At 63.5% G+C, this 23,966-nt stretch carries 20 protein-coding genes; 4 read left to right on the top strand and 16 right to left on the bottom strand.

All coding sequences use genetic code 11. The annotated features are described in order from the left end of the window. Window positions 1–2: 2 nt before the first annotated feature. The 11 genes from gspG to GV819_RS20485 form a co-directional block, all read right to left on the bottom strand. The gene (gene gspG, locus GV819_RS20535) at window positions 3–437 is read right to left on the bottom strand and encodes a type II secretion system major pseudopilin GspG (RefSeq protein WP_161757873.1); all 435 of its coding nucleotides are present in this window, start codon (window positions 435–437) and stop codon (window positions 3–5) included. Between the two features lie 17 nt (window positions 438–454). Continuing rightward, entirely contained in the window at window positions 455–1,672 is a 1,218-nt protein-coding gene (gene gspF / locus GV819_RS20530) for a type II secretion system inner membrane protein GspF (RefSeq protein WP_161757872.1), read from the bottom strand. 2 nt (window positions 1,673–1,674) lie between these two features. Continuing rightward, window positions 1,675–3,168: a type II secretion system ATPase GspE gene (gene gspE / locus GV819_RS20525; protein WP_161757871.1), complete on the bottom strand. Its 1,494-nt coding sequence runs from the start codon at window positions 3,166–3,168 to the stop codon at window positions 1,675–1,677. Further along, a complete protein-coding gene (gene gspD / locus GV819_RS20520) occupies window positions 3,165–5,072 on the bottom strand; it encodes a type II secretion system secretin GspD (RefSeq protein ID WP_161757870.1) in 1,908 nt (635 codons plus the stop codon). Before gspD ends, gspE begins: the two co-directional genes overlap by 4 nt. A 14-nt stretch (window positions 5,073–5,086) precedes the next feature. Further along, the gene (locus GV819_RS20515; protein WP_161757869.1) at window positions 5,087–5,620 is read right to left on the bottom strand and encodes a type II secretion system protein N; all 534 of its coding nucleotides are present in this window, start codon (window positions 5,618–5,620) and stop codon (window positions 5,087–5,089) included. Continuing rightward, a complete protein-coding gene (locus GV819_RS20510) occupies window positions 5,617–6,123 on the bottom strand; it encodes a cytochrome b (RefSeq protein WP_161757868.1) in 507 nt (168 codons plus the stop codon). Before GV819_RS20510 ends, GV819_RS20515 begins: the two co-directional genes overlap by 4 nt. Window positions 6,124–6,189: 66 nt before the next feature. Further along, complete coding sequence (gbpA, locus tag GV819_RS20505) at window positions 6,190–7,710, bottom strand: N-acetylglucosamine-binding protein GbpA (RefSeq protein WP_161757867.1); 1,521 nt, start codon at window positions 7,708–7,710, stop codon at window positions 6,190–6,192. Window positions 7,711–8,018: 308 nt separating this feature from the next. Beyond that, window positions 8,019–9,587, bottom strand: a complete 1,569-nt coding sequence (gene gbpA, locus GV819_RS20500) for an N-acetylglucosamine-binding protein GbpA (RefSeq protein ID WP_161757866.1) — start codon at window positions 9,585–9,587, stop codon at window positions 8,019–8,021. Window positions 9,588–9,723: 136 nt separating this feature from the next. Beyond that, on the bottom strand, window positions 9,724–13,380 hold the full coding sequence (locus GV819_RS20495) for an ATP-binding protein (RefSeq protein ID WP_161757865.1): 3,657 nt from the start codon (window positions 13,378–13,380) through the stop codon (window positions 9,724–9,726). Between the two features lie 36 nt (window positions 13,381–13,416). Continuing rightward, on the bottom strand, window positions 13,417–14,058 hold the full coding sequence (locus GV819_RS20490) for a response regulator (RefSeq protein WP_161757864.1): 642 nt from the start codon (window positions 14,056–14,058) through the stop codon (window positions 13,417–13,419). A 304-nt stretch (window positions 14,059–14,362) separates the two neighbouring features. After that, window positions 14,363–14,800 (bottom strand): Lrp/AsnC family transcriptional regulator, encoded by a 438-nt coding sequence (locus tag GV819_RS20485; protein ID WP_161757863.1) that lies wholly within the window; start codon window positions 14,798–14,800, stop codon window positions 14,363–14,365. Between the two features lie 132 nt (window positions 14,801–14,932). On the opposite strand from GV819_RS20485, the gene GV819_RS20480 reads away from it, so the two are divergent. Then, a complete protein-coding gene (locus GV819_RS20480; RefSeq protein ID WP_161757862.1) occupies window positions 14,933–15,826 on the top strand; it encodes a DMT family transporter in 894 nt (297 codons plus the stop codon). A gap of 31 nt (window positions 15,827–15,857) precedes the next feature. Here the strand turns inward: GV819_RS20480 and fdhD are convergent, their stop codons facing one another. The 5 genes from fdhD to GV819_RS20455 form a co-directional block, all read right to left on the bottom strand. Next, on the bottom strand, window positions 15,858–16,685 hold the full coding sequence (gene fdhD, locus GV819_RS20475) for a formate dehydrogenase accessory sulfurtransferase FdhD (protein ID WP_161757861.1): 828 nt from the start codon (window positions 16,683–16,685) through the stop codon (window positions 15,858–15,860). A 73-nt stretch (window positions 16,686–16,758) separates the two neighbouring features. After that, window positions 16,759–17,652, bottom strand: a complete 894-nt coding sequence (locus tag GV819_RS20470) for a LysR family transcriptional regulator (RefSeq protein ID WP_161757860.1) — start codon at window positions 17,650–17,652, stop codon at window positions 16,759–16,761. 29 nt (window positions 17,653–17,681) lie between these two features. Next, window positions 17,682–18,305 (bottom strand): molybdenum cofactor guanylyltransferase MobA, encoded by a 624-nt coding sequence (mobA, locus tag GV819_RS20465; RefSeq protein WP_161757859.1) that lies wholly within the window; start codon window positions 18,303–18,305, stop codon window positions 17,682–17,684. Window positions 18,306–18,455: 150 nt separating this feature from the next. Further along, window positions 18,456–19,499, bottom strand: coding sequence for an FUSC family protein (locus GV819_RS20460; RefSeq protein ID WP_161757858.1), 1,044 nt, complete (start codon window positions 19,497–19,499; stop codon window positions 18,456–18,458). 154 nt (window positions 19,500–19,653) lie between these two features. Then, window positions 19,654–21,279, bottom strand: coding sequence for an NADP-dependent glyceraldehyde-3-phosphate dehydrogenase (locus GV819_RS20455; RefSeq protein WP_161757857.1), 1,626 nt, complete (start codon window positions 21,277–21,279; stop codon window positions 19,654–19,656). Window positions 21,280–21,580: 301 nt separating this feature from the next. Here GV819_RS20455 and GV819_RS20450 point away from each other — a divergent pair, with 301 nt between their 5' ends. The 3 genes from GV819_RS20450 to GV819_RS33300 all read left to right on the top strand — a co-directional run bounded on the left by GV819_RS20450 (window position 21,581) and on the right by GV819_RS33300 (window position 23,701). Beyond that, window positions 21,581–22,465: a Dyp-type peroxidase gene (locus tag GV819_RS20450; RefSeq protein WP_161757856.1), complete on the top strand. Its 885-nt coding sequence runs from the start codon at window positions 21,581–21,583 to the stop codon at window positions 22,463–22,465. Between the two features lie 41 nt (window positions 22,466–22,506). Then, window positions 22,507–23,478: a Gfo/Idh/MocA family protein gene (locus GV819_RS20445; RefSeq protein WP_161757855.1), complete on the top strand. Its 972-nt coding sequence runs from the start codon at window positions 22,507–22,509 to the stop codon at window positions 23,476–23,478. A gap of 91 nt (window positions 23,479–23,569) precedes the next feature. After that, window positions 23,570–23,701, top strand: coding sequence for a hypothetical protein (locus GV819_RS33300; RefSeq protein WP_256667549.1), 132 nt, complete (start codon window positions 23,570–23,572; stop codon window positions 23,699–23,701). Window positions 23,702–23,966 lie beyond the last annotated feature (265 nt).

Genomic DNA, 23,966 nt, shown 5'->3' with positions numbered 1-23,966 from the left:
CCTCAGCGGTCCCAGTTGCCGATCTCGGCGTTCAGGCCTTCGCCACCGATCTTGCCGTCGGCGCCGAACGAAAACAGGTCGTAGGCACCGCCCCGGGTACCCGGGAACCGGTACTGGTAACCGGTGCCCCACGGATCGATCGGCAAGCGCTTGAGGTAGCCGTCGGGGTTCCAGTTGCGCGCTGGCGGGTTGCCGCTGGGCTTGCTCACCAGGGCTTGCAGGCCTTGCTGGCTGCTGGGGTACTGGTGGTTGTCGAGCCGGTAGATGTCCAGCGCCATGGCGATGGCCTTGATATCGGTTTGCGCGGCCGAGGCCTTGGCCTGGTCGGGGCGACTCATGATCTGCGGAACCACCAGGGCGGCGAGTACGCCGAGGATGACCACCACCACCATGATTTCGATCAGGGTAAAACCGCGTTGTTTCTTCGCTGTGTGCACGTCGGGGGATTCCACATTCAAGTAATCAATTGGTTCAGGCTGAGGATCGGCATGAGGATCGCCAGCACGATGACCAGCACCGAGGCGCCCATGAACACCAGCATCGCCGGCTCGAACAGGCCCACCAGCAGGGCGATGCGGTTGGCCAGTTGCTGTTCCTGCTGCAGGGAGGCGCGTTCGAGCATGCTGTCCAGCTCGCCTGAGCGTTCACCGCTGGCGATCATGTACAGCATCATCGGAGGGAAACTGCCGTTGAGCTCAAGCGCTCGGGTCAGGCTGATACCTTCGCGCACACCTCGGACGATGTCTTTCAGACCCGTACGAATTTTTTGGTTGGCCACCACTTCGCTGGCGATCTCCAGCGCGTCCAGCAATGGCACGCCGCTGCGCCCGAGAATCGCCAGGGTGCTGACGAAACGCGTGCAATTGCTGGCGCGTACCAGGCCGCCGATCAACGGCAGGTTCAGCACCAGGGCGTGCCAGCGTTCACGGTTGGCCGGTTGGCGCAAGGCGACCCGGGCGGCGGTGATCCCGGCACCGATCAGAATCAGCAGCAGCAGGCCGTAGTCGCGCAGCACGCCACTGGTGGCGATCAGGCCACGGGTCAGCAGCGGCAGTTGCTGGCCACTGTCGATAAATACCTTGATCACATCCGGCACCACAAAACCCAGGAGAAAACCGACGATGCTGATGGCCGCCACCATGAGGATGCTCGGGTAGAGCATGGCCAGCTGGATCTGCTGGCGCGCCGCCTGGCTGGCTTCGGTGTAGTCGGCCAGGTTCATCAGCACCTGGTCCAGGTGCCCGGAGCGTTCGCCGGCAGCCACTGTGGCCCGGTACAGATCGGGGAACGCCTTGGGGTAGCCGCCCAGGGCCACCGCCAGGCTGTAGCCTTCCAGGACCCGGGCCCGCACCGCCAGCAGCATGCTTTTCAGGCGCTGCTTTTCGCACTGCGCGGCCACTGCCGCGAGCACTTCCTCCAGCGGTAGCGAGGCTTGCACCAGGGTCGCCAACTGGCGCGTCAGCAGGGCCAGTTCGGCGCTGCTCAGGCCGCCGCCGGCGACCTTGGTGGTGCCCGCGCCGGTGCTGCGCTTGCCCTGGGTCGCGGTGACTTTCAGGGCGATCAGTTGCCGCTCCCGCAGCATCTGCCGGGCCTGGCGCGGGCTGTCGGCTTCCAGCACGCCGCTGGATTTCTTCCCGGCGGCGCACATGGCCAGGTATTCGTAGGCAGCCATGTTCAGTCCCTCTGGGTAACCCGCAACAATTCTTCAAGGCTGGTGAGCCCCTGCAGCACCATGGCCTGGCCATCGTCGAACAGGCTCGGGCTGTGTTGCCGGGCGTGGCTCAGCAGTTGCTGTTCACCGGCACCGGTATGCACCAGTTGGCGCAGGGTGTCGTCGAACAGCACCAGTTCGTAGATCCCCCGGCGGCCGCGATAGCCTGACTGCTGGCAGCTCGGGCAACCCACCGCGCGGTGCAACTGCGGCGCGGCGTCGGGGTTCAAGCCCAGGCGCTCGCAGGCAGTGTGATCGGCGTGCTGGGGTTGCTTGCACTCGGGGCACAACAGGCGCACCAGGCGTTGGGCCAGCACGCCAAGCAGGGAGGTGCAGAGCAGGAAGGGCTCGATGCCCATGTCCACCAGCCGGGTCACCGCGCCGATGGCGCTGTTGGTGTGCAGGGTCGAGAGCACCAGGTGCCCGGTGAGAGAGGCCTGGACGGCAATTTCCGCGGTCTCGCGGTCACGGATCTCGCCCACCATCACCACATCCGGGTCCTGGCGCAGGATCGCCCGCAGGCCGCGAGCGAAGGTCATGTCGACCTTGGTGTTGACCTGGGTCTGGCCGATCCCGGTGAGGTGGTATTCCACCGGGTCCTCGATGGTCAGGATGTTGCGCTCCAGGCTGTTGAGGCTGGCCAGCCCGGCGTACAGCGTGGTGGTCTTGCCGGAGCCGGTGGGGCCGGTGACCAGGAGGATGCCGTGGGGTTTGTGCAGGGCGCCTTCCAGGCGCTGGCGCACCTCGGGGTTCATCCCCAGGTGGCCCAGGTCCAGGCGTCCGGCCTGTTTGTCCAGCAGGCGCATCACCACCCGCTCGCCATGGCTCGAAGGCAAGGTCGAAACGCGCACGTCCACTTCATGCCCGGCAATGCGCAAGGCAATGCGACCGTCCTGGGGAATGCGTTTTTCGGCGATGTCGAGCTTGGCCATGACCTTGATCCGCGACACCAGCAGGGTGGCCAGTTCACGTCGTGGGCGCAGCACTTCGCGCAGCAGGCCGTCGACCCGCAGGCGCACCGAAAGGTGTTCCTCGAAGGCCTCCAGGTGCACGTCGGAGGCCTTGCTCTTGACCGCCTCGCTGAGGATCGCGTTGATCAGGCGGATGATCGGCGCGTCGTCTTCCTGCTCCATCAGGTCCGTGGTTTTCGGCAACTGAGCGGCCAGGCTGGAGAGGTCGAACTCTTCGTCGAACTGCTCGCCCAGGCCATCGGCGACCTGCTTGGCACCGTTCTGGCCGTCGCGGTAGTGGGCGGCCAGGCGCAGGGCAAAGGCCGGCTCATCGAGGATCTCGCTGCGCAGGGGCGCGCCGTTGAAGCGCCGGACTTCGGCGATCACCGACCAGGGCGTATTGCTCCGGCAATAGAGTACGGCGCCCTCGGCCTGGTGCTCGAGGACCACGCCGTGGCGCCGGGCATAGGCAAAGGCCAGGCGCGGGCTGTCGATCGGCGTGATCATGGCTGCTGCCTGGCCTCGTTGGTGCGCATGTCGATCAGCCCCTGGTCGCCGTCACGGGTGGCATCGAACAGCTGATGGGGGTTGGCCGGCAACTGGCCCGGGGTCTTGCCGCCCAGGGAGCGCAGGTTGTTGTATTTCTGGGTGCTGAGCTTGTCGGCATTGGCGGTGTTGCGCAGCAGGGTCGGGCGCAGGAACACCATCAGGTTGGTCTTCTCGTTGACCTCCTTGCTGCTGCTGAACAGCTTGCCGAGCCAGGGAATATCCCCCAGCAGCGGCACCTTGCTCACCTGGACCTTGACGTTGTCCTTGATCAGCCCGCCGAGGACGATGATCTGCCCATCGTTGGCGAGGATGGTGCTTTTCACCGAGCGCTTGTTGGTGATCACGTCGCTGGTGCTGATACCCGGTGGCGCGGCGGCCAGCTCCGAGCTTTCCTGTTCGACCTTGAGCCGCAGGAAGTTGCCTTCGTTGATGTGCGGGGTGACCTTCAGGGTGATCCCCACGTCCTTGCGCTCCACGGTGGTGAAGGGGTTGCTGGCGCCCGCGGTGTCGGTGGTATAGGAGCCGGTCTGGAACGGCACGTTCTGGCCTACCAGGATCTCCGCTTGCTCGTTGTCCAGGGTCAACAGGCTCGGGGTCGACAACAGGTTGTTGTTGGAATCGCTGGACAAGGCCGTGATCAGCGCGCCGAAGTTGCTGCTGCCGATGCCGATGATGGCGCCGTCCGGCAGGGTTGGGCTCTTGTCGCCTTGCAGGTTGCCCAGGAGGGTGCCGATGGCCATGCCGGCACTGTTGAAGTTGCTCGCACCGGCCCAGTTGCCCCGGGCGCCGGCCCACTGCACACCGAGGGCCTGGTTGATGTCGCCGCTGACTTCGACGATGGCCGCTTCCACCAACACCTGGGCACGGGGCTGGTCGAGCTCGTCGATGATGCTTTCGAAGGTCGCCAGTTGCGCCGGCGAGGCCATCAGTACCAGGGCGTTCTGGCTTTCATCGGCACTCACCAGCACCGGGTTGTCCTGTTTCTGTCCTTCCCCGCGACCGCCGGACTCCATGCGCTTGCCGATGCCGCTCAACAGCTCTTCGAGCTTCTTCGCGTCGCCATGGTTGATGCGCCGCACCCTGGCGTTCTCGCCGGCATTGTTGGGCACGTCGAGGCTCTGGGCCAGGCGTTGCATTTGCTGGCGAATCGGCGCCGGACCCACCAGGATCAGGCGGTTGCTGCGGGCGTCGCCGATGGCCTTGGCGCTGGTCTGGGCGCCGTTGCTGTCGGTCAGGGTGTCGGTCAGGGTCTTGGCTACATCGCCGGCCCAGGCATGCTTGAGCTGGAGGATGTTGAACTGGCGGCTGCCGGCGTTATCCAGTTCCTGCACCACCTGGCGCACCCGCGCCACGTTGTTGGCGCTGTCGGAAACGATCAGTGCGCTGGAGGTGGTGGACGGTGCCATGTAGGCGTCCACGGCCACCAGCGGACGTACCGCAGCAGCCACCTCGCTGGCATTACTGTTGTGCAGTTCGATGACTTCGGTGATGAACTCTTCGCTGGCCCCACTGGGCTGGACATAAGCCTTGGTCTTGGCTTCGGCCACCGGCAGGATCAGCACCCGGTCGCCCTGGTCCATGGCCACATAACCCTGGCTGCGCAAGGCGGTGAGAAACAGCGAGTAGATGCCTTTCTGATTCATCGCCGTGCTCGATTGCACCGTCACCTTGCCGCTCAGGCGTGGGTCGAGAATCATCGTCTTGCCGGTGATTTGCCCGACCTCGTTGACCAGGTCGCGCAGTTCGGCGTCCTTCATGTTCAAGGTCCACTGTTGTTCGTGAACGCTCTTTTCAGCAGCGTGGACAGGACCGATCAAAGTGCCAAGGGCGAGCAGGGAACCTGCGATAAAAGCTCGTTTCATGATGTTTTGGGGGGTCACAAAGAGGGTTGGACAAGGCTGTCGTGGTCGCCCCGCCCCGCGGTGCTGGATGGCAGGTCGCGGGGTGCGGGCAACGGGATCAGCAGGGGAGTGGTGTGGCGGGTCAGGGACAGGGCCTGGTCCTCGCCAAAACGTTGTACGTGCACCTGGTCGGTGCTGATCTCACGCAGGCTGCCGCCTCCGGGAAGCGCCTCGCCGATGCGATAGAAACGGCTGCCTTCAGGGGACTCGATCAGCGCCCGGGACAGTTCCGGGCGGCTTTCCACCAGGCTCGCCAACAGCGTCAGCGGCACCCGTGGCTGGTTGCCGGCGGCTTCCTGGGGCAGCACTCCGAACAGCTGGGCAATGGCCGCAGCATCTGGCGGCAGACGCGGGGACGCCGCCGCTTCGGGCGGCGGCGCATTGCCGTGCTGGTCCAGGCTCTGCAGCCAGCGCCAGCTGTCGTGGCCGAGCCAGCCGAGCCAGCCGAGCAACAACCACCACACGCCGACCCGCAGGGCGACGCGTGGGCACAAGCGCAGGGCGTTCATAAGGACATTCGGCGCAGGAGTTTTTCACCGCACCAGTGATGCACCGCCACCGCGGCCACGTGCCCGACCACCAGCAGTGCCAGGGCGACACAGGCGTATTTGTGCACGGTATTGAAGAACGTGGTGAGCAGTGGCTCCTGCAGTGGTTGCGGCAGGTGCATGAGGCCGAAGACATTGATCGGGCGCTCCATCATCAGCACGCCAGTGAACAGCACCAGGCCGGTCATGACGTAGAGCGCCAAGTGGCCGGCCTTGGCCAGCAGGCCCAGAACACGCTGGGTGGGTGCCGGCTGGTGATGATCCAGGGCACAGAGAATTCGCAGGCCGAACAGCGGGATCAGCAAGGAGGTCAACGACACGTTGATGAAGTTGAGGCCGTCGGCGATGGCTGTGGGCAGAGTGAACATGGCGTTGCCAAAGCCTGTGACCGTGGCCCAAAGAATGATGGCAGCGAAGGTCCAGTGCAGCAGTACCTGAAGCTTCGAGTAGGTGATTGAACTCATGGGGGGCTGTTCCGGCAAAAGGAACATGGCGCCGGAGCGCCATGTTCGGGTTGACGAGGTCGAGACTTACTTGGCGATCCAGGCGTTGCCCCAAGCCCAACCTACACCGGGCTCATAGGCGTTGTTGGCGCTGGTCCACTGGGTGCACCAACCGCTGTAAGGATTGGGCTTGCACTCGTAGGTTTTGCCGGTCTTGGGTTGCAGCACGACGGTGCCGGCCTTGTAGTCCTTCAGGCCGTTGGGGAACACGTAGTCGTACTTGCCTTCGCCACCACCGGTGTCTTCGGCCTTGAGCAGGAAGCTTGTGCCCTGCTGCAGCAGTTCGCCTTTCTTCGAAGTGGCAACCACGGTCAGGTCGTACTTGCCAGCACTCTGGTCAACAAGCGGCATGGAGAAGTGCGGGGTGTTGCCGGCCGGCGCTTGCTGGTGCGCCACGCTTTCGCCCTTGGCGTTGTACACCGTGGCAGCGATGGTGTAGTCGCCGCCCTTGGCAATGGCGTTGAAGTGCAGGTCGGCCTTGCCGTCCTTGAGGGTGTACTCAGGCTGCATGCCGGTGATCGACAGCTCGCCCGGCTTGGCGATCTGTTCTTTGTCGATCATCACATTGACGATGTCGCTGCCCTTCTTGACCAGGATGTCGTTCTTGCCGTAGTTCGGCACGACTTCATTCTTGTCGTTGAGGATACCCATCTGGTAGCCCTGCTTGGCAGCGTTGACCTTCTTCGCCAGCTCTTGCGGCCAGTTGTTGGCCTGGGCCTGGCTTGCGGAGGTGATTTCCAGGACCACTTGCTTGGCCTTCAGCTCACCCTGGGCGTCGAACACCCGGGTCTTGACCTTGTCGCCGATGCTCAGGGGCTCTGGCTGCACGGCGCCGACAGTGGTCCAGTCAGACGGAATGATCGCGCCGTTGTCGATGTTCAGGTCGACCACGCTGTAGAACGTGGCATCGGTGTCGTTGACTTTCCAGGTCGCCAGCAGCACGTGGTAACCGCTGCGGTCAGCCGGGATATTCACGTTGTGATGGGTGCGGCCCTCGGCAGGCGCCGGGACGGTACCCTGAGGCCATGGCTGGTTGAGCAGCGGGGTCATTTCGAAGGAGTCGCGGGTCAGCGGCTGGTTCGGGTTCCAGTCTTTCTTGGTGATGTAGAACTGCCAGTAGCGAGTCGCGTGCCCGGCCTTGTAGAACCAGGTGAAGTTTTGTGGGCCTGGCTTGACGGTGTTCTTGGCCCAGCGAGTGGCGCTCTGTTCGTTGATCTGGGAGAAACGCACCAGGCCGCCGGCGGCGATGGTGCCGTCGGCCGGACCGCAGATCTTGAAGTCGCCGGTACAGGCTTGGGCGTTGCTTGGGAAGTGTTCGAGGTCATTGCGGCCAGGAACGCCGATGTACTCGGTGCTTTGTGGCTCGTACTGGACGGGGCCGCAGTTGCCGTTCAAGCCGCCGCCGGCGGCGTTGCACATGTAAGCACGGGATTTTGGGCTTTCGATGTAACCGTGGGCGCTGGCCTGTTGGGCAGCAAGACCGGCAACGCTCATGGCCAGGACCAGAGGTAGTTTGAGGAACGAACGGGCTTGGGTGGTGTTGATCATTGAAAAAGCCTTAAGCAATTTAAAAAGATACAAAAGCTCCCGGGACTGCGACTGGGGCCTGTGTACAAGGCTGGCGCCCTTGCCCACGCTTCCCCGAGAACCATCACAGGCTACGTTGCAGGCCAGAGCGGTCCCATGGGACGAGTACGAGTCTGGAGCGGTAGATGTTTCAGGCCGTTACACGGCAATCGTCCCTCGATCACGGAGGTGGCCCTGGACGATTGCGCCGGCACGGGTGGTTTGCCCGGGCAAAAAAAAGCGTGGCACTTGCGTGCCACGCTCAAGGAGTCAAGCCGTGGTGCTAATTGTTATTGACGATCCCAGGCCATGGTCCAGTGGCTGCCGGTCCCCGGCTCGTACTGGGTTGCGCCGGTTTTCCACTGCACGCAGTAGCCGGCGTACGGCAGCGGCTTGCACTTGTAGGTCTTGCCGTCCTTGGGCTGCAGCACCAGGGTGCCCGCCTTGTAGGCACTCAGGCCTTGAGGGAAGACGTGGTCGTACTTGCTGCCTTCAACCGGCTTGTCGCCACCTTCGCCCGGCTGATTGCCGCCGCCGGTGTTTTCCTCGGCCTTCACGGTGAAGCTGGACGTCTGCTGCATCAGCTGGCCTTTCTTCGAGCTGGACACCACCACCAGGTCGTACTTGCCGGCCTTGAGGTCTTTCAGCGAGATCGAGAAGTGCGGTGCCAGGTTGCCAATCGGCGCGTGCTCATAGGCGAGGGTCTTTTGCGCGGCATCGAATACCTTGGCGTAGACCATGTACTCGTCTTGCGGGTCGCTGGCCAGGATGATGGCGTTGAAGTGCAGGTCGACCTGGCCGTTTTTCGCGGTGTAGGTGGGCTGCATGCCGGTGACGTTGAGTTCACTCGGTTTGCCGGCCAGTTCCTTGGCAATGATCACGTTACTGATATCGCTGCCTTTCTTGACGAAGATGTTGTTCTTGCCACGGTTGGGCACGATCTGGTCTTTGTCGTCCAGCAGGCCCATCTGGTAGCCCAGCTTCGCCGCGTTGACCTTCTTCGCCAGCTCGAACGGCCAGATGTTTTCGTTGGCCAGTTCCGCCGAGTCGATGTTCAGCAGCACCTGCTTGGCGCTCTGCTCGGTGTTGGTGAACACCCGGGTCATGACCTTGTCGCCGACTTTCAATGCCTCGGGCTGGACGGCGCCGATGTCATTCCATTGCGAGGGCACGGCGTTGGCATTGTCGATGTTCAGGTCCACCACCGAGTAGAAGGTGTTGGAGTTGTCGTGGACTTTCCAGGTCGCCAGCACCACGTGATAACCACTGCGGTCGGCCGGGATGTTCACCGTGTGCTGGGTGGTACCGCCGCCTTTTACCGGCATGCTGTGGCTCGGCCATGGCTCGTCCAGCAGCGGGGTCATTTCGAAGGAGTCGCGGGTCAGCGGCTGGTTCGGGTTCCAGTCTTTCTTGGTGATATAGAACTGCCAGTAGCGGGTCGCGTGTCCGGCGGTGTATTTCCAGGTGAAGGTGTTCGGACCCGGCTTGATGGTGTTCTTGGTCCAGCGCGACGAAGACTGTTCGTTGAGCTGGGCGAAGCCCTTCATGCCGCCGGCGGCAATGGTGCCGTTGGCCGGCCCGCAGACCCGGAAGTCACCGGTGCAGGCTTGTGAGTTGCTCGGGAAGTGCTCGCGGCCGCCACCCGGGGAGCCGAAGTACTCGACGCTTTGCGGTTCATAGGCAACAGGCCCGCAATTGGCGTTTTTGCCGCCACCGCTGCCGGCGCACATGAATGCGCGGGATTTCGGGCTTTCGATGTAGCCGTGGGCGCTGGCGTGTTGTGACGCGAGAGCGGCCATGCCGATGGCCATCACCAGGGGAAGTTTGAGCAGTGAACGGGCTGGGTGCAGCGTGATCATCGATTGATCCTTAGTTGGACATTATTGGATTCAACAGGCGATCGTGGGGAGGGATGTAGCTGCTCAAGTTGAGTCTGGCATCCTTGTCTGGCGCCCCCCGAAAGCAGGCGCCAGAGTAGGAAGAGTGGGTCGCGGTTTACATCGGACCAGTACGAGAGTGAACCAGGGGCGCGCGGGCGATGCCTCGAGACCAGGGCTTGAGTGGCTGGCGCAAGGCCGCCAGATCGGTCTTGGCCTGCTCGAAGATCCGCTCCAGGGTCTTGAGCAGTTGCGCCTGGCAGTGGCGGATGGCGTGCGGCTGCTGCAGGTTGACCTGCCTCAGCGCGTGGCAGGCAGCCGCCATTTCACTGGCGTCGATCAAGCAGGCAACCCCGGTCAGGCGATGACTCAGGTCGCCGATGCTCTGCGGCACGCCGGCCAGGTCGGTGTCGCGCAGTTGCTGGATTTCCTGCTGCAGGTTCTTGATCAACTCCAGCAGGATGCGCCGCCGCAGGATCGAACTGTTGCGGCCCACCTCGTCCAGGTGATCGAGGTTGAACGAGCGGTCGAACATCTGTTCCTCTTCAATCGAACTGTGGTTGCTGATGACTTCCTGCAGGCGCGCCAGGGTCACCGGCTTGATCATCAGGTCGTTCATCCCGGCATTGGAGCACTGGGTGGCCTCGTTGCTCAGGGCACTGGCGGTGTAGCCGATGATCAGGCGCGGGGGCATGCCTCGGCGCTGCTCGTCCTCGCGTACCGCACGGGTCAGCGCATAGCCGTCCATCTCCGGCATGTTGCAATCACTGATCAGCACGTCATAGGGCTTTTCACTGAGGCTCAACAAGGCCTGTTCACCGCTGCACACGTGCTCTGCCTGGTGGCCCAGGCGAGCCAGTTGCAGCGTCAGCACCAGGCCGTTGGTGGACACGTCATCCACCACCAATACCCGCAACGCCTTGGCTGCCTGCTGTTCCGCTGCCAGGGGTTCGGGGGACGGTGCGAGGGGTAACTGCCAGCTCAGGGGCAGCTCGACATGCACACAGCAGCCCTGGCCAGATTCGCTTTCCAGCCAGATATGGCCGTCCATCAACTGGCTCAGCTGGCTGCAGATACTCAAGCCCAGGCCCGAGCCGCCGTACAGGTGGGCGGTGCGCGCGCTGGCCTGGCGATAGGGCTCGAAGATCAGTGGCTGCAAGGCCTGAGGAATACCGATGCCGGTGTCGCAGACGCTCAGGGTCAGCAGGCTGACGCCTTCACGCAATGCGGTTTCCGTGATCCGCGCCTGGATGCGGCCACGGTCGGTGAATTTCAGTGCGTTGCTGATCAGGTTGTGGAAGATCTGCTGCAGGCGCAGGGAGTCGACCCAGTACAGGCGCTGGCTGTCGGCCTGGTAGTCGAAGTGCAGTTGCAGGTTCTTCTCCCGGGCCTGGGCGGCGAACAGGCCAAGGCTGTTGGTCAGCAACGGCTCCAGGGCGGTGGGGTGGGGGGCCAGTTGCATCAGGCCGCTCTCGATCTTGTCCAGGTCGAGGATGTTGCCGATCAGGTCGATCATCGACGTTGCCGATTGCTGGGCCACCCGCAGGTTGTGCGAGGGCGCATTGCGGCCGCTGGTTTCCAGCTCCAGCAACCCCACCAGGGCATTCAGTGGCGTGCGCAGTTCATGGCTCATGGAGGCGAGGAATTCGCTCTTGGCGGCGCTGGCCTTGAGCGCCACCTGCTTGGCTTCACGCAGCTTGATCTCCAGGTGCTTGCGTTCGGAGATGTCCAGCCAGCCTCCCAGCAATCCCTGCAACAGCCCGCGGGCGCTGTAGAACGGCACCAGCCATTGATACAGATAGCGTTGCTCACCCTTGATGGACAGGCTGGTGTCGAGAAAGCGCGGCCGGTGGCTGTGCAGCAACTGTTGGTGCTCCTCCTGCAGGACCAGGGCAAAGTCTGCGGGCATGTTGCTCTGCTCGGTGGGCAGGTAGCCCAGGACCTGATCCTCGGAGGTGCAGAAAAACTCCTCGTAGGCACGATTGCAGGTACTCAGCCGTCCATGCAGGTCGCATACATACAGTGGGGTCGGCAGGCCATTGAGCAGGGAAAACTGGAACGCCAGCTTGTCCTGCAGCCGGGTCTGGGCGCAGATCCGTTCCTTGACCTGGATCTTCAGCCGCCAGTTCCATATCAGCGACAGGACGAAGATCACCAGGACCACCACGCCGACGTGCCAGGCCTGGTCGGCAGCCCACTCCCAGAAGTTGTCCCGGGGGTGTTCGGCGATCACCTGGATATCGCTTTGGGGGGTGCGCGACAGCGAGTCCAGCAACTTGTCGATGATGCTCAGCAACTCGGCGGAGTCGGCGGCCGCGGCAAATTGATGGGGCGTCGGCATGGCCTTGACCGACAGGCCGTATTGCAGGCTCGGCCCGGGTTGCACCTCGCTGGCACTGGGGCTGTCCAGGGTGGCATCGACCTGCCGCTGCCGCACCAGGTCCAGGGACTGCTGGAAGTTCTCGGTGAGTATCAGCTGGACCTTGGGGTAGCGCATGCGCAGGTGGTCGTACAGTGGGTGATGACGTGACAGCGAGAGCTTGCGGCCCTCCATGGCTTCCAGGGAGCTGGGCGAGCTGTCGCCGGCGCGGACGATGAAGGTCCAGTTGCGGGGGCCGTAGGGCTGGCTGAAGCGCACGCCGCGCGAGCCGGTGACGACACCCAGGGCCCGGCTCGTCAGGTCGGCGCTGCCCTGGGTCAACTGTTCCAGGTCGTTGCTTCGGGACAGGCTCTGCTGGACGTTGAGCTTCAGGCGAAAGGCGGTGGCCAGGGTTTGCAGCAGGTCGATGCTCAGCCCCGCCCATTGGCCGTCGCTGGTGCGGTACAGGTACGGCGGGGCTTCTTCGGCTAGCAGGTTGATTTGCCCATGGCTGCGCAGCCAGGCCAGTTCCTGGGGGCTGAGCATGAATGCGTCGGTAGGGGAAAAGGGGAAGGGGCCATGGCTGGCGTGCTGCTGGATCCTGAGTTTCTGCGCCTCGGGAACGCCGTACAGGGCATGGTTGAGCAGGGCCAGCAGGGTTGGCTCGTCGCGGCGCACGGCGAAGGCGAAGCCGGTGTTGGGCAGGTGTGCGGAAAACTTGTTGTGCAGGGCCAGGTCCGGACGTGCCTGGAGGTACAGGTTGGCGCGAAACTGGTCGCCGATGAAGGCATCCGCCTCGCCCTGGGCCAGTTGTTCGAAGGCCAGCGCGGTGGTGCGCACCAGGCGTATCGTGGCCAGGGGATAGGCCTGTTGAACTCGCTCCGGTTGCAGGTAGTTTTCCAGCACCAGGAGCTGTTTGCCTTGCAGGTCCGGGGGCAGGCTCTGATCGCTGACCCGCCCGACGATGATCGGCAGGTTGTGCAGATAGGGTTGGCTCAGGCGCAGGTTCGGGTTGGCCTCCTCGAACTCGGTGGCCCGGGACAGCAGGTCGACCCGGTGTTCCAGCAAGGCGTCCACTGCGGCCTGGGGCGAGGGCACTTCGACGGTTTGAAAGTGCAGGTCCAACTGTTTGCCGATCAGCTTCAGGTATTCGTCGGAAATTGATTTCAGGACCTGATTGCCGGCGCTTTCCAAAGGTCGGTCCGGGGGCACGATGCGGGCGACTTTGAGGGTCTTGCGGGGCAGGCTGTTGCGCATGGACAGTAACGTGTTCAGCGGCAGGTTGCTGTCCGTCGTCGCTGCAAAACTGTCGTCAGCGCAGACGGGGGTCAGGGTACCCAGGCAGGCCAGGGGGATGATCAGCAGGCAAAAGCGCTGCATCCTCCGGCGCACGAAGGCAAGCGAAATCAGGGGCATAAGGGGGGAGCTCCGGGATCGGCCGCGCTCGGCGACTCAGGAAAGGCCATGTTCCTGGATGTACAGAAACAGGCTGGCAGAGGTGTCCAGGCCAAGCTTGCGCATGGCGCTGCTTTTTTGCGTGCTGATGGTCTGTTTGCTGCGGCACAAGTGCAGGGCAATGGCGCCGATGCTCATGCCGGTGCCATACAGGCGCAGGACTTCGATCTCCCGGGCGGACAATTGTTCAGGCTGCATCAAGGGCTTGCCGTGCAAGGCGGTGCTGGTATCGAGCAAGTGTTGGATCGACGCTGACACAAAAGGCGCGCGCGAGGTGGCCGCGATTGCCTTGGGCAGGTCGTTGAGCAGGCCGCGCTTGCTCACCAGGCCCTGGATCCCGAGCTTGAGCACGCTGCTGATCAGTGCCGGGTTGTCGAGCATGGTGATCACCACGATCGACAGTGCGGGATACAGCACACGCAGGCGCCGGATCAGGCGGATCCCGTCCACCTGATCGCCACCGGGCATCATCAGGTCGGTCAACAGCAAGTCGCAGGGCTGGCGCTGCAAGTTCTCCAGCAACGCCAGGACACTGTGGGCTTGGGCGACCACCTGCAGCTCAGCGTGGTTCTCCAGCAGGGTTTGAATCCCGATCAGAGTCAGGGGATGGTCATCGGCTATCTGGACGCGGATCGACATCGGTTTAAGGTACTCGGCTTTTCGACAGGCATAAGCGCACAGCAAAACGCAGGCTTCCTTCGGAGGAGCGGCATTTTGCTAGTGGGTTCGTCAGAGGTTTCGCAGGGTATCACTGAAGTTGACGTCAAAAAGACGTCTGCCGAACTTTAAGAATTGTCTTATGTTTGCTGGGAAACTTCCTTAAAGATTGTAGGGATGTTTGTAGGATAGTTGTAGAAAATGCGTCTAGGTCAGGTATCTCAGCGGTGTTCCAGGTGTCTGTTGGCGCTCTTTCTCGGCCCTGGGAGAGACCTGGAACCCGTCTTCATTCCATGGGTGGCAAGCGCCGTTTGATTGGCGATTTCTTGATGATCGCGGTGTTGGTTTCGGCGAAATGGTTGAGGCGATCCAGCAGCGTGTCCAGCTGTTCCATGGAGCGCACCTGGAGGCGGGCGATGAAGCAGTCGTCGCCGGTGACCTTGTCGCATTCGGTGAACTCGGCAATCGCCAGAATCTGCCGTTCCACCTCCTGCAATTTGCCCGGCAATGGACGGATACGGACGATCGCCTGTAATTGGTAGCCGAGGAACTTGGTGTCGACTTCCAGGGTATAAGCGCTGATCACGCCGCGTTCTTCCAGTTTTTTCAGTCTTTCGGCGACGCTCGGAGCGGACAGCCCGCTGATTTTCGCCAGCGCCTTGAGGGAGCGGCGGGAGTCCTGCATCAGGGCGTTGATCAGGGCCTGGTCGATGGCATCAAGCATGGCAATCTCGTTAGGTGAATGATTATTTTTGCCTTGATAAAAAAGGCTTTGCTGGATTCTAGCCTAGGTTTTGAACTGGTGAGGGCAGGGCGGCGCTGGGCATAATTTGCCCACTTGCAGAGGAGCTTGATGATGGATGCACTGACCCGTCGCGGATCGCTGGAAATGACCGCCGCCATGCTGATTTCCGGAACCATTGGCTGGTTCGTCCTGATGTCCGGGCAGGCGGTGTTGGACGTGGTGTTCTGGCGCTGCCTGTTCGGCGCTGGGACCTTGCTGCTGATTTGCGGCGCTTTCGGTTTTTTACGTAAGAACATTCTGACTAGGCGCTTGCTGATCCTGGCGGTGCTCAGCGGAGTGGCGATTGTCGGTAACTGGGTCCTGCTGTTTGCCTCCTATTCCCGGGCGTCGATTGCCATCGGCACGGCGGTGTACAACGTCCAGCCGTTCATTCTGGTGGCGTTGGGGGCGGTGTTCCTGGGGGAGAAGCTCACTGCGCAGAAACTGTTCTGGTTGTGCCTGTCGTTTGCCGGGATGCTGGCCATCGTCAGCGCCCATGGCGAGCAGGCCGGAACCGGCAGCGACTACCTGCTGGGCATTGCCCTGGCCCTGGGCGCGGCGCTGCTCTATGCCTTCGCCGCGCTGTTGATCAAGCGCCTGAGTGGTACGCCGCCGCACCTGATCGCGCTGATCCAGGTCTGCACCGGCGTGCTGTTGCTGGCGCCCTGGGCCAATCTCGGCACGCCGCCCCAGCAGGCCACGGCCTGGGCCAGCTTGCTGACCTTGGGCATCGTCCACACCGGGGTGATGTATGTGCTGCTGTACGGGGCGATCCAGAAGTTGCCGACAGCGCTGACCGGAGCCCTGTCCTTTATCTATCCGATTGCGGCGATTTTCGTCGACTGGCTGGCCTTTGGTCATCGCCTCGGGCTGCTGCAATGGATCGGCGTCGGCGCGATCCTGCTGGCCGCTGCCGGCATGCAGCAAGGTTGGACCCTGAAGCGCCGGCGCAGTGTCTTGCAGTGAGCGGCCGGCCGACGCTTTCGGGCCCCAGTCGCTACGCCGGGCTGTAGATCCGTGGGGCGTTGCGCTGGGGCACGTGGATCAGGTTCAGGCGGTGCTTGTTGGCCCATTGCACGGTCAGTGCGGTCGGGGCCGAGAGACTCACCAGGGTCCCGAGTTGGGCCCGCACTGCCTTGTGGATCAGCTCCAGGCTGCAGCGGCTGGTGACCACGATGAACCCTTGGCGACTGTCGATCCGGGCATGCAGCAGGGCACCGATCAGCTTGTCCAGGGCGTTGTGCCGACCGATGTCTTCCTGGCACAGGCGCACTTCACCTTGTTCGTCGAAGTACAGCGCCGCGTGCAGTGCGCCGCTGCTGCGGGCCATGTGCTGCGCCTGTTCGATACGATCGCGCAGGCCTTGCAAATGCTCGGCGGGCGGCAGTGGCACCGGCTGCAGAACCTGCAGTTGCGGCAGTGCCTGTTCCAGCGCTTCCACTCCGCATAAGCCACAGCCGCTGGTGCCGGTCATTTGCCGACGATGGTCCTTCAGCGCCCAGAACGCCCGGTTGGAAATCTCCACGTCGGCCTGGCAGGCCTGGGGAAAGTGGCTGAGGCGGATATCGTAGATTTCATCGAGGTCAGTGACGATGTCGTTGGTGATGCTGAAGCCGCGAATGAAATCCTCGAGGTTGCCGGGGGACACCATCATCACCGCCTGGCTCAGGCCGTTATAGGTGATGGCCAGGGCGATCTCGGCCGCCAGCGGCGCCTGGGACACGAGCCCCTCCGGGGTGTATTCCCGGTACGTCACGCGCTGCGGCGCGGGTGCGGGCGCGTTGGCCTCGGGTTGTTGATCCGCTGGTTCGATCCGGCACACCATGAATTCACCTCGTCATACTCAATGCGCTGCCGGCAATGGATGGGCGGCAGCGCGAAAAAAAGCCCGTGGGCACTTAGTCGCTGGTGGGCGCAAACAGCGCCCTGGCTTGGGCAAAGCACTGCTCGGCAATCACCGAGCGCGGCTCGGTCTTGCGCATCACCAGGCCCAGGGGCGCGAGCACGCTGGCATCCGGCAGGTTGATGAAGGCCAGGTGCTCGATGGGCGAATCCAGGCCGCTGTCCAACGGCATGATCGAGCAGCAGAAGCCCTGGTGAATCGCCTGGAACAATTGGTGGGTCGAATCGCTTTCCAGGATCGGCTGCGGGTTGAGGCCGCGGCTGCGAAAACTCAGGTCGATGGATTTCCGATAATGCATGCCGCTGCTGAGCATGCCCAGCGGCAGCTTGGCGGCCTCTTCCCAGCTCATGTGATTGCCTTCGAAGTGAAAGTGCCGAGTGTCGTAGAGCAGGCCGACCCGTGTCTGGCCGATCTTGAAGAAGTCCAGGTAGTTGGGGTTGACGTGATCCAGGTAGCAGACTCCCAGGTCCAGCTGGTTGTTGCCGATGTCTTCGATAATCCGATCGGAGCTCATGGACGACAGGCTGAACTTGAGTTCGGGAAAGTGTGCGGACAGCTTCTGCACGTAGCTGATGGGATTGAAGCTGCTCAGGGGCACCAGGCCCAGGCGCAGGTTGCCCACCAGTTGCCCACGGCAGGCGGCGGCTTCGGCGAACAGCCCGTCGTGGGCCGCGAGCAGGGTCTTGGCCCAGGCCAGCACCCGTTCGCCGGCCTCGGTGAAACCCTCGAAACGCTGGCCGCGGGTTACCAGGATCAGGTCCAGTTCATCCTCAAGGTTGCGCAGGCGCATGGACAGGGTCGGCTGGGTGATATGGCAGCGCGCGGCGGCCTGGCCGAAGTGCCGGGTCTGTTCCAGGGCGATGAGAAACTTGAGTTGCTTGATGTCCACAATGGCACCTGTGGTGGGAAGAGTAAGGGTCAGTATTGCTGCAGGTGCTCGGGTGTGGTTTCGGACAGTCGTTCCGGGGTGTTGAAATTGCTCAGTCGCGGGTCGTCCAGTGCACACTGCAGGGCCGTCAGCCTGTGCCGGTCCAGGGCCCGCAGCAAGCTGCGCTCACCGGTCTCCCAGGCCTGGCGCAAGTCGGCCAAGAGCGCCGTGGGCACCAGGCTGAACATGGGTTGCCATTGCCCAGCCTGTTGCACCATCACCGGGCGCTTGTCGGCGGTGCGTGCGTCCAGCAGCGCCTGGATCAAGGCCGCGTCGATCTTTGGTGCGTCACAGGCCAGGATCAGCAGCCAGGGATGGCGGGCCGCTGCCAGGCCCGCGAGGACACCCGCCAAGGGCCCGGGGAAGTCTTCCTGTGCATCATCCGCCACCAACTGGTCGGCATAGGCCCGATACTGCTCGGCGTTGCGGTTGCAGGAAATGATCAAGTCATCGGTAAAGGGCCGTACCACGGCGTGTACATGGGCAATCAGCGGCTGGCCCTGCCAGGGCAGCAGGCCCTTGTCGCGGCCACCCATGCGCGCCCCGCGTCCACCCGCCAGTAGCAGGATCGAACAGGGCAGGGCGGTCGCGGGGGCAGGGTAGGTTGGGGTCATGGTCGAGCGCACGTCAGGTCAGTGGCGTAAACGATCTCATGGACATTCAAGAACGTCCATTCGCGGCTGTTGAACAGGCCGGCTCAAGCCTGTCGTGCGGACCTGGCAGATGGGTGATACACCCCGCTTGCGCCCCTTCAATCAGGGGGCCTAGATCCGCCAATGCCGAGCGCTTTTGGCCAAGCGCTGGCGCATCTCGCCGAGGGTCGCCGCCAATTGCCGGGTCAGCAGTCGATAACCGTCGAGGGCCGAATACACCGGCGTCTCCAGGGCATTCTCGGCGCTGCCTTCCAGGGTTTTTTCCAGGCGCTGGGTGACCCCCGATTGCAGGGCCCGGGCCATGCCGATCAGCTGCACGCGGATCTGCCGGTGCTCGGTCTTGAGCGCCAGTTGCATCTGCGCCATGGCTTGCGGGTCGCTGGCGTCGGGGCGGGTGTTGCCGAGAATCTCCAGGGTGCTGATGCACATCCGCAGGTTGCGCTGGATGGCGTCCAGTTCGGTCATGGAAATCCGTACTTCCTTGGACACCGAAGGCATCAGCGAACGCAGTTGCAGCATGGCGCTGTTGACCCGGCCAAGGAGCTTGAGGTGTTCGTCGTCGGTCACCGACTTGCCGCTGATGATTCGTCCGTACAGCTGCGCGCAGTCGCGCAGGGCGCTGGCCAGGTTGTAGCGCCAGGAGTACACCGCGTACAGCGGGATGGCGAAGGAGAACGCCAGGGCCAGGGCGATGCCGATGAGGATATCCACCGCGCGCCACAGGCCGTCGCTGATCTGGTTGTCGCCGTGGCCGGCGACGATGAACACGGTGATCGCCGCCAGCAGCGCGGTGTAACCGCCCTTGCCGATGGCATGGTAGGAGAAGTAGCCGCAGACCGCCGACATCGCCAGGTAGGTGATCCAGGGGTGGCCGAAATACGCCTGCTGCACCACCAGCACCAGGCCGACGCCCGCGCCCACCAGGGTGCCGATGGCCCGCTCGGTGGCTTTCTTGCCGATGTTGCCGTGGTGCTGCAGGCCGCCGATCACCACCAGCATGGTCACCGAGGCCCATTCGCCGTGGGGCAGGTTGAGCCCGGTGGTCAGCAGGATGGTGGCGATCAGGCCGAGGGCGACGCGCACGGCGTGGATCAGCCGGGCGTGACGGTAACGCCGATAAGGGTCCAGTACGGGACGCAGCAAGCGCTGCAGCAAGGGTGGCAGGGTGATCCTGCGCAGGAGTTTGAACCGGCCCAGACAATGTCCTCCAAGGGTAGGCGGCGGGTAGGCACTCGCCCTTCGGCGAGCCCCTGGCCCGTTAGAAACAGCGCGCCTCAGCGCGAGGCGCGAACACTCTCTATCTACCGTCCTAGAAAATGTAGTCGGTGGTCAGGAAGCTGGAGTCGCGATTGCGGATGATGTCGCTGATCAGCTGTTTGTTGCGTTCCTGGAACTTGGTGGCCACCAGGGTGCGGATCGAGAAGGTGCGCAGTGCGTCATGCACCGACAACGTGCCTTCGGCGGAGTTCTTGCGCCCGTTGAAGGGGAAGGTGTCCGGCCCGCGCTGGCACTGGGCATTGATGTTGATCCGCCCGACCTGGTTGGCGAAGGTGTCCACCAGCCGGCCGATCTGTGCCGGGTCGCTGCCGAACAGGCTCAGTTGCTGGCCGAAGTCCGATTCCAGGACGTAGTCGATCACCGTGTCCAGGTCGCGGTAGGGCACGATCGGCACCACCGGGCCGAACTGCTCCTCGTGGTAGACGCGCATCTGCGGGTTCACCGGGTACAGCAGCGCCGGGTAGAAGAACGAGGCGCGGGAAGCACCGCCATTGGGGTTCACCACGCGTGCGCCATGCGCCTGGGCATCGGCCACCAGGGCGTGCAGGTAGTCGACCTTGGTGTTCTCCGGCAGCGGCGTCAGGGCCACGCCCGGCTCCCAGGGCATGCCTGGCTTGAGGCCTTGCAGCTTGTGGTTGAAGCGCTGGATAAAGTCCTCGACCACGGTTTCATGCACGAACAGGATCTTCAGCGCGGTGCAGCGCTGGCCGTTGAACGACAGCGCGCCGGTGACGGCTTCGCTGACTGCGTTGTCGAGGTCGGCGTCGGGCAGCACGATCCCCGGGTTCTTCGCGTCCAGGCCCAGGGCGGCGCGCAGGCGGTGCGGCTTGGGGTGGAGTTTCTTCAGGTCGCTGGCGGCCTTGTTGGTGCCGATAAAGGCAAAGATGTCGATCTTGCCGCTGGCCATCAGTGCGCTGACGGTCTCGCGGCCACTGCCGTAGATGACGTTGATCACCCCGGCCGGGAAACTGTCGCGGAAGGCTTCGAGCAGCGGTCGGATCAGCAGCACGCCGAGCTTGGCCGGCTTGAACACCACGGTGTTGCCCATGATCAGCGCCGGGATCAGGGTGGTGAAGGTTTCGTTCAGCGGGTAGTTGTAGGGCCCCATGCACAAGGCCACGCCCAGCGGTACCCGGCGGATCTGGCCGAGGGTGTCCTGCTCCAGTTCGAAGCGGCTGGAGCGGCGGTCGAGTTCCTTCAGCGCGCCGATGGTGTCGACGATGTAGTCGCAGGTGCGGTCGAATTCCTTTTCCGAGTCCTTGAGGTTCTTGCCGATCTCCCACATCAGCAGCTTGACCACCGCCGTGCGCTGCTCGCGCATGCGCGCCAGGAAGGCTTCCACGTGCTGGATGCGCTCGGCCACGCGCATCGTCGGCCAGGCGCCCTGGCCTCGGTCGTAGGCACGTACGGCGGCGTCCAGGGCGCTGAGGGCGGTGTCGGCGTCGAGCAACGGCGTGCTGCCGAGGATCACCTGCTGATCGCCTTCGGCGCTGCTCAGATAGATCGGGCTGCGGACCTGGGCCAGCGGTCCGCTCCAGGTGCGCAACTCACCGTCCACCAGGTAGTCCCGTTGTTCCATGGGGTCGGGCAGGCGATAGGCTTCGGGGATGTCGGCGGCGGCAGGAAACAGGTTGCTCAAGAGATTGGCTGTGGTCATGACTCTACCCCGTGTTGAAAATGGCTCCGGCGCGGATGGCTGATTGCGACATCGCTCCAAGGTTTATACGCCTGAATCGCCCGATGCTTTAGCGGTTTTTCCGCCCGGCATCCGCTGCTTGTGAATCGAGATTAAACGTTTCAGCCTTGGGCCGGCAACTGCCGGCTCCGGCGCTGTCCATTGACTACCCGGATACTCCGGCCACCGGGTCGATACCGTCAGATGCGCTGTGCCGTTGCGCAGCAACGCAGACGCCATCGGCCCATAACGTTAAACTCCCCAGCTTCATTCAGGAGTTCCCATGAGTTACTACCAGCCCGGCATTCTCGCTGCACCCGTTCCGTCCCACGCTCGCCATCTGTTTTTTGCCCTGGAGTCCATCGAGGCGTTGCCCCAGGCCCTCGATCAACTGCAAGCGCGAATCGATGGCGCCTCGGCGGTAGCAGGTTTTGGCGCGTCGCTGGTCAAGGCCCTGGGGGGCCGAGTGCAAGGGCTCAAGGCCTTCCCGGCGCTGACCGGCGTCGGCGTCGACAACCCCTCGACCCAGCACGCCCTGTGGGTCTGGCTGCACGGTGACGAACGTGGCGAGCTGATGCACCGCAGCAACGCGCTGGAGGCGGCATTGGCCCCGGCCTTTCGCCTGGTGCAGATGAACGAAACCTTCCGCCACAAGACCGGCCACGACCTGACCGGCTACGAAGACGGCACCGAAAACCCCCATGAAGAAGCCGCTGTGGCGGCGGCGCTGGCCGAGGGCGACGCCGGCCTGCGCGGTGGCAGCTTTGCCGCGATCCAGCAATGGCAGCACGACTTCAAGGGCTTTGCCGCGATGCAGCAGCAAGAGCGCGACCACATCATCGGCCGGCGCCTGAGCGACAACGAGGAGCTGGACGACGCGCCGATCTCGGCCCACGTCAAGCGCACCGCCCAGGAAAGCTTTACCCCGGAAGCCTTTATGGTGCGCCGCTCGATGCCGTGGATCGAAGGCGATCAGGGCGGCCTGATGTTCCTGGCGTTTGGCTGCACCTTGAATGCCTTTGAAGTGCAACTGCGACGCATGAGCGGCCTGGAAGACGGTATCGTCGATGGCCTGTACCGCATGAGCCGGCCGATCACTGGCGGCTACTACTGGTGCCCGCCGTTGCAGGACGGTCGCCTGGACCTGCGCGCGCTGCGCGCAGTCTGATCGCTGAAGCGGGGCGCGACACTGACGGGGAGGGCGGGACGATGCAGACCGTACGCTGGGGCATGATCGGTTGCGGCAGTGTCACCGAGCGCAAGAGCGGCCCGGCCTTTTACAAGGTGCCGGGCTCGGCGCTGGTGGCGGTGATGGGGCGGCGCCTGGACGCGGTGCGCGATTATGCCGCGCGCCATGGCATCGCCCGGGTCTATACCGATGCCGAGGCCCTGATCAACGACCCCGAGGTGGATGCGGTGTACATCGCCACGCCGCCGGACAGTCATCATGGCTACAGCTTATTGGTGGCCGCGGCCGGCAAACATTGCTGCGTGGAAAAGCCGATGTCGCTGAACCTGGCGCAAAGCCTGGCCATGCAGCAGGCATTCGAGCAAGCCGGGTTGCACCTGTTCGTGTCCTACTACCGCCGTTCGTTGCCGCGTTTCCAGGCCGTGCGGCAATGGCTGGCGCAGGGGCGTATCGGAGCGGTCCGGCACCTGCACTGGAGCCTGAGCAAGGCTGCATCCGCGGCCGATCGCGAGGGCGTGGACAACTGGCGCACTGATCCGCAGATTGCCGGCGGTGGTTACTTCGTCGACCTGGCGAGCCATGGTTTTGACCTGTTCCAGTACCTGTTGGGTGACATCCGCGAGGTGGTCGGCTTCTCTGCCCGCCAGGCCGGGTTGTACGCCGCCGAAGATGCAGTCAGCGCCAGTTGGCGCTTTGCTAGCGGTGCGCTGGGCAGTGGGGCCTGGAACTTCGTCGCCGACCGCCGTGAGGACCGGGTTGAAATCCTCGGCAGCCAGGGGCGTATTCTGTTCTCGGTGTTCGACGAGCATCCGGTACGGCTCGAAGCCGTCGAAACCCTGAGCCTGAGCATCGACCATCATCCGCACATCCAGTGGCATCACGTGCTGGGCATGAACGCCCATATCCGCGGTGAAGGGCAGCATCCGGCGTTGGCCAGTGAAGCGCTGAAGACCGATCGCATCATGGACCGGATTCTCCAGCGCGGGGAGTGAACGGCGTTATTCGGCCGGCAGGTGCATCCGCTCTCGGGCCGGCCCAGTGTTTCTCCTGCGCCGCCGCCTCCAGCTCCAGGTCTTCAAGGTATTGCTGCAGTTGGTCTTCCTGTACTTCGCTGCAGCAAGCTTGTTGCAGATCCGCAATACCGGCCGAGGCCGCTTGGCGCAGTGCCGCGATTCTCGCTACTTCCTCGGCGACACCTTGCCCCAGCAGGCGTAAACCTTCACCCGGAACCTTGCGGGTATTTGGCTAGCGAGCGGACTTGCCCTGCGTATTGATGAGTGGCTGTTGGTGGGCGCTGAGGACAAGTTTTCGAGTCGGCATACGGTACTCCTGGCCTGGAGGAAGAAGGGATGGGTTGGTATAGCGTTCAGCTTCCTCAGGAGAACCCCCACGAGTTTTCCAGCCAGTGCAGCGCTTGGCCGTCTTGCAAGACCGACCCTCACCCGTGGTCGGGACAGCGCTGCCGAGGCCAGCGTGGTCG

Origin of the sequence: Pseudomonas sp. Fl5BN2 (assembly GCF_009908205.1) — a bacterium.
GTDB lineage: Bacteria > Pseudomonadota > Gammaproteobacteria > Pseudomonadales > Pseudomonadaceae > Aquipseudomonas.
The sequence above is the reverse complement of the archived record's forward strand: the minus strand, read 5'-3'. Positions and strand labels throughout refer to the sequence as shown.